Below are 13,860 nucleotides of genomic sequence, written 5' to 3'. Positions count from 1 at the left end.
CTGCACTGGTCACGCTACCGACGGCGCAGCCAGGCCCGAGCCCGCCGATCCCACTACAAACGCCGAGGCCACACCCTCCAGATGCGGTTGCAGTATTAGGACAGTGTCCTGCGGGGCGCGGTGCTCCTGAAGGCTGATCGCGATGGGCAGAACCTGCGGGGAGCGGGTGACGTGGGCGCTCTCGGGGAGCAGGGGCGGGAAAGAGAGCTGTGCGGGCATGGTGTTGCCGTCTGCGGCCGGGAGGTCAGCAAACTCGGCGGCCATAGCCTCGCGGTCAGCGGGGGCCAGCACGCTGAGGAATCGTCCCGTGGAGACGCCGACACCACGGGACACGCTCATGACCTCCAGCCGGAACCGCCCGCGCTGCAACTCCTCCAGGCTGGCCGCGTGCACTCGCACCCCGATCTCCAAGTGCGGCGGCAGCCGAGGCTCGTCGGGACCCACGTCCAGGGCCTCAATCTGTTCGTCCGTGAGGACCACTTCGTCACGGCCGTCGAGAGCGGCGGCCTGAGCCAGTCGTACGAGGGCGTCATCCCGAGCGGAGACGCGGGGCCTGCGTGCGCTGGCCGGAGCGCCTGGGTAGCCGTCGGGATAGCCGGTGCCGCTGTCCGCTACGGCCTCCAAGAGCGGCACCATCGTGCCGATGCCGTACCGCTCGTAGAACCGCTGGTGGTACTCGTTCCACGCGGCGGTCCCGTACGGGCGGATGCTCAAGCGGGTCAGGATGAGAGCGGCGCGCTCGATCTCTTGGGCGACCGCTTCCGGCAGAACGATCTGGGCGTCCAGGCGGAGGTCGAGCGCGACGGGGTGGCGGCGCAGTCCGGGGAAGAGGTCTCGCATCCGCACCGCGACGCTGTCCCGGCCGCCGTGCGTGGCGCACTCCTCCAGGCCGGCCCGGACCGTGTGGAGTTCGCGTACAGTCCCCGCGATCCGGGCGAGGCTTCCGGCGTCGATCCCTTCGAGTTGGCCGACCAGATACCCGAGGGCGTCGGTCTCGGTGCTCGGAGCGTGCAGGCTCGTGATCAGCACCCGCCGCCGGATCAGCTCCGCCAGCAGTTGACGCACCTTCTCGGGACCAGCTTCGGGGAACTCAGCCTGGAGCTTGTCCACGAGGGTGCCGAACCGGATCGGCAGTCGGGTCGCGGCAAGGACCGCGCGCACCGGTCCGGTCAGGGCCAGAGACGCCTCGACCGCGCGAGTCCGGTCGTCCTGGACGTCGGGCTGGAACGGCACGATGAGCCGGTCTCCCCGGTACGTCACGGTGTTGTTAATGACGACGGGCAGCCGTTCGAGGAGGTCCGGGCATGACTCCAACCGTGCGACCAGGGCCGCCAGCCACTCTGCCCCCGCGCGGCCGACGGCCACGTGCTCCTCGCCCCAGTCGGCCCGCGCCTGCGGGCCGAACTTCGCGGTGGCCACGCCGGCGAACAGGCCGAAGGGTGTCGCCCGGTGCTGGGCCCGCAGTCGGTAGCGGGCCACGGACAGCGCAGCGCGCTGCACATCCCGGAGGGCGGGATGCTCGGCCGTACACAGGGCGCGTACCTGCGCGGCCAAGACTGGGCTGGAGTGCTGGAGTGCCTCGGCGACGTCCTTGTCCGCCCAGACCGTCCGTAGCCACGCCACACGGGCAGACGAGCCACTGGGCGAGCAGTCATCGAGGTCAGGGCATGGAGGAAACGGCAACGAGGGACGGGCCACCGCGCGCACGAGAGCAGTGGAACCGGCACGGAACGCTGCGGGCGGAGCACCCACCAATTACCTCCATAGGTGAGGGGACGGGCGGCTGGTGCCGCCGCGCAGATACGCGGCGGCACCAGACCGGAGTAACTGGGGCCCGGGTCAGGCGACGTTGGTGGTGCAGGCGCCGCAGGTGGACCCGCAGTTGTCGTCGGTCAGGTTGACCAGGCCCGCCGGGTCGGCGATCTCGACGAGAGAGACGTCCAGGTCGAAGCCGTCCGACGCCCCCGGGATCTGCGGGCGTACTTCGGTGCGGCTGGGAACTACGGTGCTGCGCGTCATGCTTCAACTCCTAGTAATCGTTGTGGTGTTACTGGGCTTAAGCGCCCACCAGGCGCCGTCACGGGAGCGTCGCCAGACGGCTGCTCCCCGGACGGCTCCTGGCCGCCCGGCGCGAGGAGACGGGCTCCGCGTAGGTAGTCCTCGCGGGGTGCCTGCCTCAGGCCGGGAAGTCGTGTGCCGGGAGTCTGATCAAGCGGATGCCGGTCGCCGCTCCATGAAGTAGGCGAGCGCCTGGGCCCTGAGGCGATCGAGGCACGGCTCGCACGCGTAGAAGGGAGCGTGCTGCCCGTCCCACTGCACCGGGCCGAGCCAGATCACCAAGACTCCGGTACGGCCGCAGCCGAGCCAGCAATCACCGGTGATCCACGGCCACTCCATGGAGGGGGTGTCCCCTTTCTCAGCTGGTCGGGATAGTCGATCTGGCGGCCTGACAGTTGGGAGCGCAGGCCCAGAGCTGGAATGGCAGGCCCCGGTGGCGTATCTCGCCCAGCCGTCGACCGCTCGCTCCCAGTGGGCGGGCGCAGAGGGCGCAGTCCATGGCCATCTGCTGGCGGGGCCGGAGTCGGGTGAGATCCGGAAGGGGCGAGGGTGCCGTGGCCGGGATGCTCACTTGCCGCCCTCGGTGCGGAGTTCCGCCCAGACCTCTTTGCCCCAAGGGCGTCTGTCCGAGCCGTGCAGGTCGTAGCCCCACCGGTCGGCGACAGCCTCGACGAGGAGCAGCCCGCGCCCCGACTCGTCGTCGTCAGCCGCCTGGCTGAGTATCGGCAGCCGCGTTGGTTCCCGGTCCACGACCCCGACACGCAGTCGTGTCGCGCTCGGCCGCCCGACCGTGAGGCGGATCTCGGGACACGGAGTGTGCCTGGAGGCGTTCGCGATCAGCTCCGTGACGATCAGCGCGGCTCGGTCGGCGAGGCCGTCGAGGTGCCACACGCCGAGGACGTCTCGGACGAGTTCACGGCCGATCTCGGCGGTGGACGGCTTACACGGGAAGGTCTGGCTGTACGTGGGGTGGCCGACGGAGATGGCCTCAACTGGTGTTCTCAGACTCGTCATTGGGGTGGAGCCTTCGTGTCGTCTCGGCGCCCGGCCCACCTCTGCGGGGGAACCTCGGAGGCGGGCCGGGCCGTCAACAGCCGCCGCACGGTGGGGCGTAGAGGGCGACCAGTACCCAGACAACTGCCTTTTCCAGCAGGTTGGTTAGGGTGTTCAGGCACTCAGCCGACGGACTCGCCTAGGACGTTTTGACCTCTCCTTTACCTGGCGGGTAGGGATCGCGCGGACTACCGTGCCCGCATGGACACCACCCGCAACACCGTTCTTGAGGCGTGGATGACCGAACACGGCTACAGCTCCAACAGCCTCGCCGAGGCCGTAAACAGGGCCATTGAACGGTTGACCGGACGCCCTGGCGGACTCGATGGCTCATCGGTCCGGGCATGGAAAGCGGGCCGGGTCACGTGGCCGAAGTCAGCTGCCCGCACGGCACTTGAGGACGTCACCGGACTGCCCGCCGTCGCTTTAGGGTTCGTGCCACGGGGCCGGCCTTCGACCACCCCGGCCCCACCGCAGCAGGAGGACCCCGACATGAAGCGCCGTACCCTCGTCGGCAGCATCGCGGCGGCTGCCGCCGCAGCAGCCGCACCCGGCACCGCATCGCCGCGCCGTATCGGCATGAGCGACGTCAACCGCCTCAACAAGCGCTTCGCCGAGATCATCGCCAGCGACCACCGCCATGGGGGACAACTCGGCATCGAACAGCGGGCAGCCGCCCTCGCCGACGAGGCGCTCAACCTCCAGAACGCGGGCAGCGCCACCCAGCGGGTACGCAGCAACCTCTACGCCTCAGCAGCCGCTTTCCGATCCTCCGCGATGTGGGCCGCCATCGACGGCCGGCGCTACGACGTCGCCAAGGCGCACATGCGCGAGGCCCAGGCCCTCGCCGAAATGTCCGGCGACCAGGCGATCAAGTTCCGCATCTGGAGCCACGCGGGCACCATGTACCGCCACATGGGCCGACCGGCGGACGCGTTCGCCGCCAACGACGTCGCCCGCAACCTGCACCTCACACGCCGAGACCCCCTGTTCGCCTCCCTCGGCCTGGCCCGCCAGGGCGCCATCCACGGTGCGGCGCAGGACCGCACCGGCATCCGTCGGGCGTTCGATCAGGCGCAGGACACCATGCTGCGTGCCGACCCCGCCGACTACAGGCCGGTGTGGATGCTCGCCTTCTACGACCAGGCCGAACTGGACTCCCTGGCCCTGTCGGCGCACTTGGCACTCGGCGACTACTCCACCGCCGAGTACCACGCCCACCGCTGCTTGTCCGCCCTCCGGCCCCACATGATCCGCTCCCGGGCCATCACCACGACCCGGCTCGCCCACGCGCAACTTGCCCAGGGCGCTCCCGAAGCCGCCACGGTCACCGCGATGAAGGTCCCGGCCGAGGCTGCTACCCAGCACGCCCGGGTGACGCGCATGCTGCAGGAGTTCGGGGCCGCACTGCGCGCCACCGCGCCGGGCAGCTCCACCGTACAGACCTGGACCGAGCACACCGCCACCTGGAGGATGGCCGCATGACCACGGCGCCCGCCATCGAACTGCGCACCTTCACCACACTCGACACCGCCCGCAGCGACCTCCTCGACGTGTACGCCGACGTGCGCGCCCCCCTTCTCCACCTGCCGAACTACGCGGTCACCGCGTTCGGCGAACGCCTGGACCGGCACGGTACCGAGCCGGGGTTCACGGCCGTCATCGCGTACGCGGACGGACATCCGGTCGGCTACGCATACGGCAACACCATCGAGCACGGCGATCGGTACTGGCAGCGCGCCAGCCCGACGCCGGCCGAGAAGTACACAGAACGCCCGGCCGTGGCTTTGAAGGAGATCGGCGTCCGTCCGACCTGGCGGAAGACCGGCACCGCCCGCCTTATCCACGACGCTCTCCTCGCCACGCGCAACGAGCCGTACGTGACACTCATGGTCAACCCGGCTGCCGGGGAAGGAAAGGTCCACGCGCTCTACAAATCATGGGGGTACGAGGACATCGGGCAGAGCCAGCCGTCACCGGCCTCACCGGTCCTCACCGTGATGATCCGCAACACCCGCTGACCCCAGAGGCGGGCAGTGCAGGAATTGGCCCTCAGGGCCCAGTCTCGGAGTACGTCCAGCGGGGCCTCGTTGAACAGGTTGGGCGCACAAACGGGGCGTCCGAGCGGGGCCGGTGCTCGTCGTAGCATCTACCAGCCCGTAATGACAGGAAACCTCTACCCTGGACACCGATTGTCTGGTGCGTCTGGAACGTGAGGGCTGCGAGTGAGACTGAGGCAAGAGGCTCGTGTCCTCAAGGAGAAGGCCGTTTCTTCGATGGTTGCGGCGGCCGAGGCATTCAACTCGCCGCACGACCGAGGGCGAGAAACGAAGGTACTTCTGCACCTTCAGCACTCCTTCGAGATGCTGCTGAAAGCCGCGCTCGTCCAGAAGGGCATTAGCGTCTTCGACCCGGCCCTGGGCCGGTCACTCGGATTTGAGACCTGCGTACGCAAGGCTGCCGAACACCCGGACATCAAGCTCAGCGAGCCTGACGCAGGAACGCTCAGAGCCATCGACGCCATGCGCGATGACGAGCAGCACTGGTTCAACCAGGTTTCCGAGCAGCTGCTGTACGTGCATGCCCGAGCTGCCGTGACACTCTTCGACGACCTGCTCAGGGGCGTATTCAAGGAGTCGCTTGCTGACCACCTGCCCGACCGCGTACTGCCGGTGTCGGTTGACCCGCCCCGTGACCTTGCGCTCCTCCTGGACGAGGAATACACACAGATCGCAGCCCTACTCAAGCCGGGCCGACGCGCGACGCACGAGGCGCGAGCCAGGATTCGAACCTTGTTGGCGATGGAGGCCCACACCGGGCCGGAGACCCGCGTCTCGAGTAAGGACGTCGATCGCGTTCAGACCGGCATACGCGGGGGAGCGACGCGCTCGGAAGTCTTCCCTCGCTTGGAGGAGCTGGCCACTGCTACGGACGGTGAGGGACTGCTGATCAAGGTGCGCTTCGTCAAGAACCAGGCGGCTCCGCCTGTGCGCTATGCAGCTGATGAATCCGTGCCGGCGGCCGCGATCCGAGAGGTGGATCTCCAGGCCAAGTACCATCGCTCGGCGGCCGAGCTCGCCGAGGCCCTTGACTTGACCCAGCCGAAGTGCCTCGCGTTGCGGCGACACCTGGGCATCGACGCTGATCCCGCGTGCAGCCACGAGTTCGTCTTCAGCTCCCAACGCCTGAAGCGCTTTTCCGACAACGCCTTCACCCGCATACGCACCGCGCGCGACACGTTGGATCTGGAAGCCGTCTGGCGAGCTCACAACCCGTCCGCCCGCCAACTGGAGTCCTGCAAAGTGCCCGGCTGTCGAGCTGGGTGATCCGTCGCGACGCACGGCGATCTTTGACTACTTGCGGAGACCATCGTGCTCTGGACGTCGGAGTATCGCCACCAACGATTCTCGAGTGCCCTGCTCGTGTCAGTGGGCTGCGCTAGCCTGCATCCGCCCTGCCGCTGTCGCCGCCGAAGGCGCAGCCTCATCCACCGGGCACTGAGGGGAAGCAATGCGTCAAGAAGAAGCCACCGAAGACTGCCCTGGGACAGGACAGGACGGGTACATGGACGAAAGTGCACCAGGCGACGAGTGGTACGTGATCTGCCCAGTCTGCAGGATGAAGTGGGCAGGAGGCAGCACCCTCATCGAGCCTCACAAAGACTGGCGGAAGCGCTGAGGGCAGAGGCTGGCAGTCGGCGAGCGGGCCTTGCCCCAAGGCCCGCCTGCTGAGGCGCGACGTGCGTGCTGCCGTATCTAAGAATCCACCTGCTGATCGATCGCTGCTTCGTAGAAGGCATCCGCGAGGGCGACAATGATCGAGTTGATGGCCGGACCGTCGGTGAAGAAGTAGTCAGCCATCGTGTTGTGGGCGTCCTGGTTGTCTGCGACCGCCTCCGTAACGGCTGCTTGGAAGTCTGGTGACTCCAGGAACTGCTTCTTGGAGTTCACCTTGGTCTGGTTGATCAGGTTCGAGTCTGCGAGCAACCGCTGCACGAGTCCCTGCACGAACTCCCTGACCTGGGACTCGGCGAACGACTCGGCGCCGAAGAGGTCGTTCATCTTGTCTATGACGACCTGGAGCGCAACGTACTTCGGATCCTTCTTCATTCCCGTGCCGGCTGCGCTGATGCCCTTCAGCTGCCCGTCGCCCACGAGCGAGATGTTGACCGGGATTGCCTTGTTGTGCTTGACCCCGACCAGCACCACGTCGGAAAGGTCCACGTCGGCCGCCCAGGCGGACTCGGCGATGACCTTCTCCAGCAGGCGCAGGAAGATCGAGAGCATCTCCATGTAGGGGTCGCCATAGTCGACGATCTGGGACATGAAGTCATAGAGACGTACATAGGTGGAGACATCCTTGCGGAATAGGTCGAGCGCCTGGAGCGTGACCTTATCCTCCTCCTCGATCGCCCGCGCGTAGCGGCGCCGGAAGCCGTGCTGCGCCGGGCTGATCGCCGCCGAGAGCGCGTTGTTGCCCTTCCGGGTCACCCACAGCTCGGCGACCTTGCGAACGTCGTCCTCGGTGTAGATTCCGGCCTGGGCAAGCTTGTTAGCCAGGTGGACGACGACGTACGGATCGGTCTCGGTCTCCAGGGTCGCGTTCTTGAAGTACGGCTCGAAGGCCGCCTTGATGTCCTCAGGCTTGTTGGCGAAATCGATGACGAACGTCTTGCGCTTCTGCTCCCCACCAGCGGTGCGGTGGGTGCGGTTGAGCCGCGAGAACGTCTGCACCGCGGCGACCCCCGACAGCTTCTTGTCAACGTACATCGCCGAGAGGAGAGGCTGGTCGAACCCAGTCTGGAACTTGTTGGCGACCAGCATGATCTTGTAGGTGTCGCCCTTGAAAGCGGCTGCCAGATCAGCCCCCGCACCGGGGTTCATGTTGGCCTCGGTGAACTCGTCATCCTTTGACGGCTGCGGGCCCCAGTCGCTGTGCCAGGTCTCGTCCTCGGCCATCGTCACCCCGGCGGAGAAGGCGACCAAGGTGCGGTAGTTGTACGAGGCATCCTCGGTGCGGCGCCTGGCGATGTAGGCGTCGATGGCCAGCTTGTACTTCACCGCGGACTTGCGCGAGTCGGTCACCACCATCGCCTTCGCCTTGCCTTCGAGCAGGTAGGCGACGTTGGCGTGGAAGTGCTCGACGATGATCTGCACCTTCTGGCTGATGTTCGTCGGGTGGAGCTTCACCCACCGCATCAGACCCTTGCGGGCGGTGGCCTCCTCGACCTCCCCGCCGTCGCCGCTCTCGGCCTTGCCGGCGATTTTCAGCGCGGTGTCATAGTGCTGGTAGCCCCTGAGCACGTCGAGGATGTAGCCCTCCTCGATCGCCTGCTTCATCGAGTACAGGTGGAATTCGTTCGGCTTCCCGTCGGCCCCCTTGCGGCCGAACAGCTCCAGCGTCTTGTTCTTCGGCGTCGCGGTGAAGGCGAAGTAGGAGATGTTGTCCGACTCGGCCCGCTCGGTCATCTCAGAGGCCAGGATCGACTCCACATCGACCTCGCCGCCCTCCTCGATCTCCTTGACCTCCTCGGCCGTTAGCACCTGCTTCAGCTTCGAAGAGATCTGCCCCGACTGGGAGGAGTGCGCCTCATCGGCAATGACAGCGAACCGTTTGCCCTTCAGGCCGGCGTTGCTCCGGATCTCGTTCAGCGCATGCGGGAAGGTCTGCACCGTCACCGCGATGATGAGCTCACCGTTCTTCAACGCCTGCGCCAGCAGACCCGACTTCGACTTCAGGCCGGCCTTGCGGACGTCCTCGGGGCTGATCGTCCTGACGATCTTGTCGGAGCCGTCGATCTGCCGGATCGCATCCTGCAGCTGGGAGTCGAGCACAGTGCGGTCCACGACCACGATGACCGAGTCGAAGACCTTCTGATTGTCGACATGCAGCCGCGCCAGCCGGTGAGCCGTCCAGGCAATGGTATTCGTCTTCCCCGACCCGGCCGAGTGCTCAATCAGGTACCGCTGCCCGACACCCTCCTCCTTCACCGCCTCGACGATGTTCGTGACGGCCTCCCACTGGTGGAACCGCGGGAAAAGCATGCTCGTACGCCGCACCGAGGTGCCGGTAGTGACGTCCCACTCCTCCTTGGTCTCCACGATCATCAGCCGCCCGATGATGTTCAGCCAGGCGTGCCTCTCCCAGACACGCTCCCACAGGTACGCCGTCGACGACCGGCCGTCCGCACCGGGCGGGTTGCCGGCTCCGCTGTCGAAACCCATGTTGAACGGCAGGAAGTGGGTCTTCTCCCCCTCCAGCCTCGTGGTCATCGCCGCCAGGTCGTTCGAGACCGCGAAGTGCACCAGCGCCCGGTGCCCGAACGACAGCAACGGCTCCGGCCGCCCGTTCGTCAGCGGATTGCGACGCAGCTTGTACTGGTTGACCGCCTCGTCCAGCGACTGGGTGAAGTCGGTCTTCAGCTCCACCGTGGCCACCGGAAGCCCGTTGATGAAGAACACCAGATCGATACTGCGCTGGTCAGCGGTCGAGAAGTGCACCTGCCGCACCACCCGCACCCGCATCGCCTCGTAGAGCGTCGTCGTGGTCTCGTTGAGCGACGTCTCCGGTCGGAACTGCGCCATCTTCAACCGGCCACCGCCGATGTACTGCACCCCGTTGCGCAGGATGTTCAGCGTCCCACCGCCGTGCTCCAGCGGCCGGTCAAGCGCCGCGGTCAGTACGTCGAGGAACTTCGCCTGGGAGCCCGCCGCCTTCAACGCCTTCTCGTACGCCGGCTTCTGCGTCTTCTCCAGCCACGCGAACAGGTCTTTGGGAAACAGTGCCCGCTCGCGGTCGTATCCCGTGTCGTTGGCCGAGTACAGCCAGCCGCAGCCCCTGAGGTACTCGCAGATCTCTGTCTCGAAGACCACCTCCTTGTGGTCAGCCATCACGGCACCTCTCGTACGTCGATCTGCCCCGTCACCGCAGCCGTGATCACCGCAGACCGACGTTCCCTGCAGAGCTCGATGAACCGGTCCGACTCGGCGATGAGCGCGTCGATCTTCGCGGTCTCTCCGTCCAGGCACTGGACGATGCGGCGTTGCTCGTCGAGCGGCGGGAGCGGGATGCGGAATGCCTTCAGGTCACCCATCCCGATCGTTCGGATCGTCGATCCGTTCTGGAACGAGTCGAAGAATGGCTGCATCGCATCCTCGAACAAGACCCAGAGGTATTCAGGGTCAAGGTCAGGTCCGCACACCCACGCCGCGAAGTGCTGAGATGTCGCCATCGGGGCACCCATGATCGCCGTCCGGCCGACAGTCGCGTCTCGCGAGAGGACAACGGTCCTTGCCGGAAGGAGCCGGGCAGAACTGTGGGCGATCCCAGCGTCGCTGATGTGTTGTGCCGTGTCCTGCAGGTACTTGACGCCCCGCATCATCCCAACGTCGTGGAGGCTTACCCATGGGATATAGCAGTCCCGCCACCAGTCCTCGCGGGAGCGGCTCGGCGTGTGCCCGCTCTCGAGCTCGGCGACTGACGTGAGCGGGACAACGCGCCAATCAGCTGGGAGCTTTTCTGCCCACGGCAGAGGGCTCTCGACCTCATCGGTCGGCACTGTTCCATGCAAAGCGACGTTGACACGGAGCGCAAACCGCCGCTCCCGGAGCATTTCAATCAGCCGCTGTTGCTCTTCGATGAGCGTGTCGATGCGGGCCGTTTCGCGGTCGAGGTAGTCGGCGATTGCGCGCTGCTCCTCAGCCGGTGGCAGGATGACGGGCAAGCGAGCAACATTCGAGAACTTCAACGATTGACGGACGCCCCCGCCCAGACCGTAGAAGACCTTGGTCACGTCGTACGACCGCATTAGGTACTCGGCGTAACGCGCGTCAATTCCGGTTGGCCTCGCCGAGACGTATGCGGACGTGATGATCCCGCGCTCAGTCACACGCGCCGATCGCAGGCTGCGCTGGTCGTTCTGAAGGTCAGTAAAGCGAAAGACCAAATGGTTCGGCTCGACGATTTGATAAGTCTCGAAGGACTCAGGCAGGAGACCCCCGATGGCGTCGATATCTTTTCTAATGATACGTCCGAAACTGAGGGACAGAAGATTACTCTCGGTCAGGCCGACGTTCTTGACCTTCGACTCGTGGAGCACAGACATCAGCGGCACTGTGTCCCACCCCTTAGGGATGCGGCCAACCCAAGGGACACCACTGTCCTGATACTCGGCGTACGACATCATCATCCCTCGACCTCGCGCAGCAACTCGAGGATCTTGGCGACCTGCTTCTCCAGGTCAGCGTCAATCTCGGCGAGCAAACGGGGCGGAACGTACTTGTAGAAGTGGCGGGTAAAGGGGATCTCGTAGCCGGTCTTGGTCTTGGCCAAGTCGACCCAGGCGTCAGGAACGTGCGGCTTCACTTCCGCATCAAAGTACGCCTGGATTACTTCGCGCTCCCCTGCCGCACCGACGGTCGAGCCACCGTAGGTGAAGGGCACGTTCTCGGTGTCGCGCTTTTTCGAGTCGGGCTTCGGGTTGCCCTTTCGGTCGATGACAGGATTCCCGTCCCCATCGAGCAGAGGACGCTCGACGGTGACAGTCCAGTAGCCGAACTCATCGTTGCGCAGGACCTTGGAGAGCTCGGGGTCGGCGTCCTCGAAGTCGGCGTACAGCCGCACGACCTTGGCGCGGTCGTCGTCGCTGATCTCGCGCCCCTTGGACCCTAGGTTCTTGCGCATCTTGGTCCAGAACGACGTGCCGTCGATGAGTTGCACCTTGCCCCGACGATCGGGGTGCTTGGTGTTGTCAAGGATCCAGATATAGGTGGCGATGCCGGTGTTGAAGAACATGTTGGTCGGCAGGGCGACGATCGCCTCGACGAGGTCTTTCTCCAGCAGCCACCTGCGAATATTGGAGGGACCGGACTCGGCACCTCCGTTGAACAGTGGCGAACCGTTCATGACGATCCCGACGCGCCCCCCGCCGTCCTCAGGTGCACGCATCTTGTGGGCCAGGTGAAGCAGGAAGAGCATCTGACCGTCAGATGTCGCGGGAAGTCCCGGCGCGAAGCGACCATAGGGGCCAGCGGAATCGCGCTCCTCATTGACAGCCTTGGCATACTGCTTCCAGTCCACCCCATAGGGCGGATTGGACATGCAGAAGTCGAACTGGCGCCCCTTGAAGGCATCGTCGGTGAGCGTGTTCCCGAAGGCGATGTTGGAGGTGTCGTGGCCCTTGGCGAGCAAATCGGACTTGCAGATGGCGTACGATTGCGGGTTGTACTCCTGGCCGTACAGGCTCAGCTTCGCTTCGGGGTTCTCGGCGAGCAGGTGTTCCTCTGCCAGGGAGAGCATGCCGCCGGTGCCGGCGGTGGGGTCGTACAGCGACCGGATGATGCCACCCTCGGTGAGGTCGACGTCCTTCTCTGCGAAGAGCAGGTCGACCAGCAGCCGGATCGCGTCGCGCGGCGTGTAGTGGTCTCCGGAGGTCTCGTTCGCTGCCTCGTTGAACTTGCGGATGATGTACTCGAACGCATCCCCCATGTCTGCGTTGGACACCACGCCGGGATGCAGGTCGACGGCGCCGAAGGACTTGACGATCTCGCGCAGGAGCCCGGCCTTCTCCAGGGCCAGGATCTCCTTCTTGAAGTCGAAGTACTCGAACACGTCCACGTCGGCGGAGAACCGGTCGATGTAGTCGGCGAGGTTGTCCGCCAGCCCGTCCGCATCGGCCAGCAGGTTCGCGAACTCGTAGTTGGACGTGTTGTAGAACGTCCGCCCCGTGGCCTTCTTGACCTCGACCTTGAGCCGGTTCGGGTTCTCGTACCTCGCAGCCAGCTCCTGTACCGTCGCGCGGTCCGGCTCGAGTACACAGTCGAGCCGTCTCAGGATCGTGAACGGAAGAATCACTGTCCCGTACTGGTTCGGGCGATAGGGGCCCCGAAGCTGGTCAGCGATCGACCAGATGAAGCTACCGAGCGTGCTCACAAGGTTCCTCACGAGAATCGTCTAGCAATGACGTCACTTTGCCAGATGTAGCAGCCACCGTCCCGTGGTTCAGCCATGGGACCTCCTCTGCATGCTCTTCCCGATCGGCCCGGGTGCTTGCACGTTCAGCCGGAGCGGCGACTCCGCTGGCGTTGGAAAATGGCAAGACAAACCGGGCGCCGCAGCCTCCACTACGGCGAGATGGAGATGCGCCGACACGACACCGAGATACCTCGGGTGCGTGAGCGATGCGTGAGCGGACTGCCCGATACAGGGCGGCATGAGCCGGATCAAGTGGCTCGCCGTGCGGTTCTGACCAGGGGAAACAGCACCTCGCGGCAGCGCCAGGCACCACCCGGCAAGGATTCGATCCCACTCCTAAAGCGGGTGTCGCAGGTTCGAATCCTGCCGGGGGCACCAGTTCAGAAGGGGGCCACCTCCGAAATTTCGGAGGTGGCCCCCTTCTGACATCCAGATCCGACATCAACGGCGACGGCCACTGACGACCGGGGCGCCTCTGCAGCAGCCGGTCCATGATGCTCATGACCTCGCGCTGCGTGTGAGCTGTTCAAAGGCAGGGGAGATCAGAGATGACGCGTCGGCCGGCATGGGCAGTCCAAGGTCACAGAGCGTAGAGAACTCCATGATCGTGGACGTCCGTGACTGCTGTGTACCGAACCCCGCCCAACATGACGAAACGGCAGCAACCGGGCGTCAGCCGACCACGCCGAAGCCCTGGGGAGTGTCGAAAAATAAGTCCTTGGTCTTGGCGTGGTCATGAGCTCGCGAGATCGCGCCCGGCGATCGCGGCAAGTTGTT

Annotated in this window: 8 protein-coding genes and 1 pseudogene; 3 read left to right on the top strand and 6 right to left on the bottom strand. The window is 65.5% G+C overall.

Going from position 1 to position 13,860, the window contains the following annotated elements; translation table 11 throughout:
- Positions 1–96: 96 nt before the first annotated feature.
- From ACFV9M_RS40775 to ACFV9M_RS40765, 3 genes and pseudogenes are all read right to left on the bottom strand, one after another.
- Positions 97–1,623: pseudogene (locus tag ACFV9M_RS40775) on the bottom strand (lantibiotic dehydratase family protein); the annotation flags it as partial.
- A gap of 216 nt (positions 1,624–1,839) precedes the next feature.
- A complete protein-coding gene (locus ACFV9M_RS40770) occupies positions 1,840–2,019 on the bottom strand; it encodes an FxLD family lanthipeptide (RefSeq protein WP_016825826.1) in 180 nt (59 codons plus the stop codon).
- Between the two features lie 606 nt (positions 2,020–2,625).
- Positions 2,626–3,072: an ATP-binding protein gene (locus ACFV9M_RS40765; protein ID WP_385078763.1), complete on the bottom strand. Its 447-nt coding sequence runs from the start codon at positions 3,070–3,072 to the stop codon at positions 2,626–2,628.
- 240 nt (positions 3,073–3,312) lie between these two features.
- Between ACFV9M_RS40765 and ACFV9M_RS40760 the strand changes: the two genes are divergently transcribed.
- The 3 genes from ACFV9M_RS40760 to ACFV9M_RS40750 all read left to right on the top strand — a co-directional run bounded on the left by ACFV9M_RS40760 (position 3,313) and on the right by ACFV9M_RS40750 (position 6,437).
- Positions 3,313–4,596, top strand: coding sequence for an XRE family transcriptional regulator (locus ACFV9M_RS40760; protein ID WP_385078761.1), 1,284 nt, complete (start codon positions 3,313–3,315; stop codon positions 4,594–4,596).
- Positions 4,593–5,132 (top strand): GNAT family N-acetyltransferase, encoded by a 540-nt coding sequence (locus ACFV9M_RS40755; protein ID WP_385078760.1) that lies wholly within the window; start codon positions 4,593–4,595, stop codon positions 5,130–5,132. Before ACFV9M_RS40760 ends, ACFV9M_RS40755 begins: the two co-directional genes overlap by 4 nt.
- Before the next feature lie 204 nt (positions 5,133–5,336).
- Complete coding sequence (locus ACFV9M_RS40750; protein ID WP_385078757.1) at positions 5,337–6,437, top strand: DUF3644 domain-containing protein; 1,101 nt, start codon at positions 5,337–5,339, stop codon at positions 6,435–6,437.
- Positions 6,438–6,866: 429 nt separating this feature from the next.
- Here ACFV9M_RS40750 and ACFV9M_RS40745 read toward each other — a convergent pair whose 3' ends face one another.
- The 3 genes from ACFV9M_RS40745 to ACFV9M_RS40735 all read right to left on the bottom strand — a co-directional run bounded on the left by ACFV9M_RS40745 (position 6,867) and on the right by ACFV9M_RS40735 (position 13,041).
- Positions 6,867–10,001, bottom strand: coding sequence for a type I restriction endonuclease subunit R (locus ACFV9M_RS40745; protein WP_385078754.1), 3,135 nt, complete (start codon positions 9,999–10,001; stop codon positions 6,867–6,869).
- Positions 10,001–11,215, bottom strand: a complete 1,215-nt coding sequence (locus ACFV9M_RS40740; RefSeq protein ID WP_385078751.1) for a restriction endonuclease subunit S — start codon at positions 11,213–11,215, stop codon at positions 10,001–10,003. Before ACFV9M_RS40740 ends, ACFV9M_RS40745 begins: the two co-directional genes overlap by 1 nt.
- An 80-nt stretch (positions 11,216–11,295) precedes the next feature.
- Positions 11,296–13,041, bottom strand: coding sequence for an N-6 DNA methylase (locus ACFV9M_RS40735; protein ID WP_385078748.1), 1,746 nt, complete (start codon positions 13,039–13,041; stop codon positions 11,296–11,298).
- Between the last annotated feature and the right edge of the window lie 819 nt (positions 13,042–13,860).

The sequence above is a fragment of the Streptomyces sp. NPDC059895 genome, from assembly GCF_042731035.1.
Taxonomy (GTDB): Bacteria; Actinomycetota; Actinomycetes; order Streptomycetales; family Streptomycetaceae; genus Streptomyces.
The sequence above is the reverse complement of the archived record's forward strand: the minus strand, read 5'-3'. Positions and strand labels throughout refer to the sequence as shown.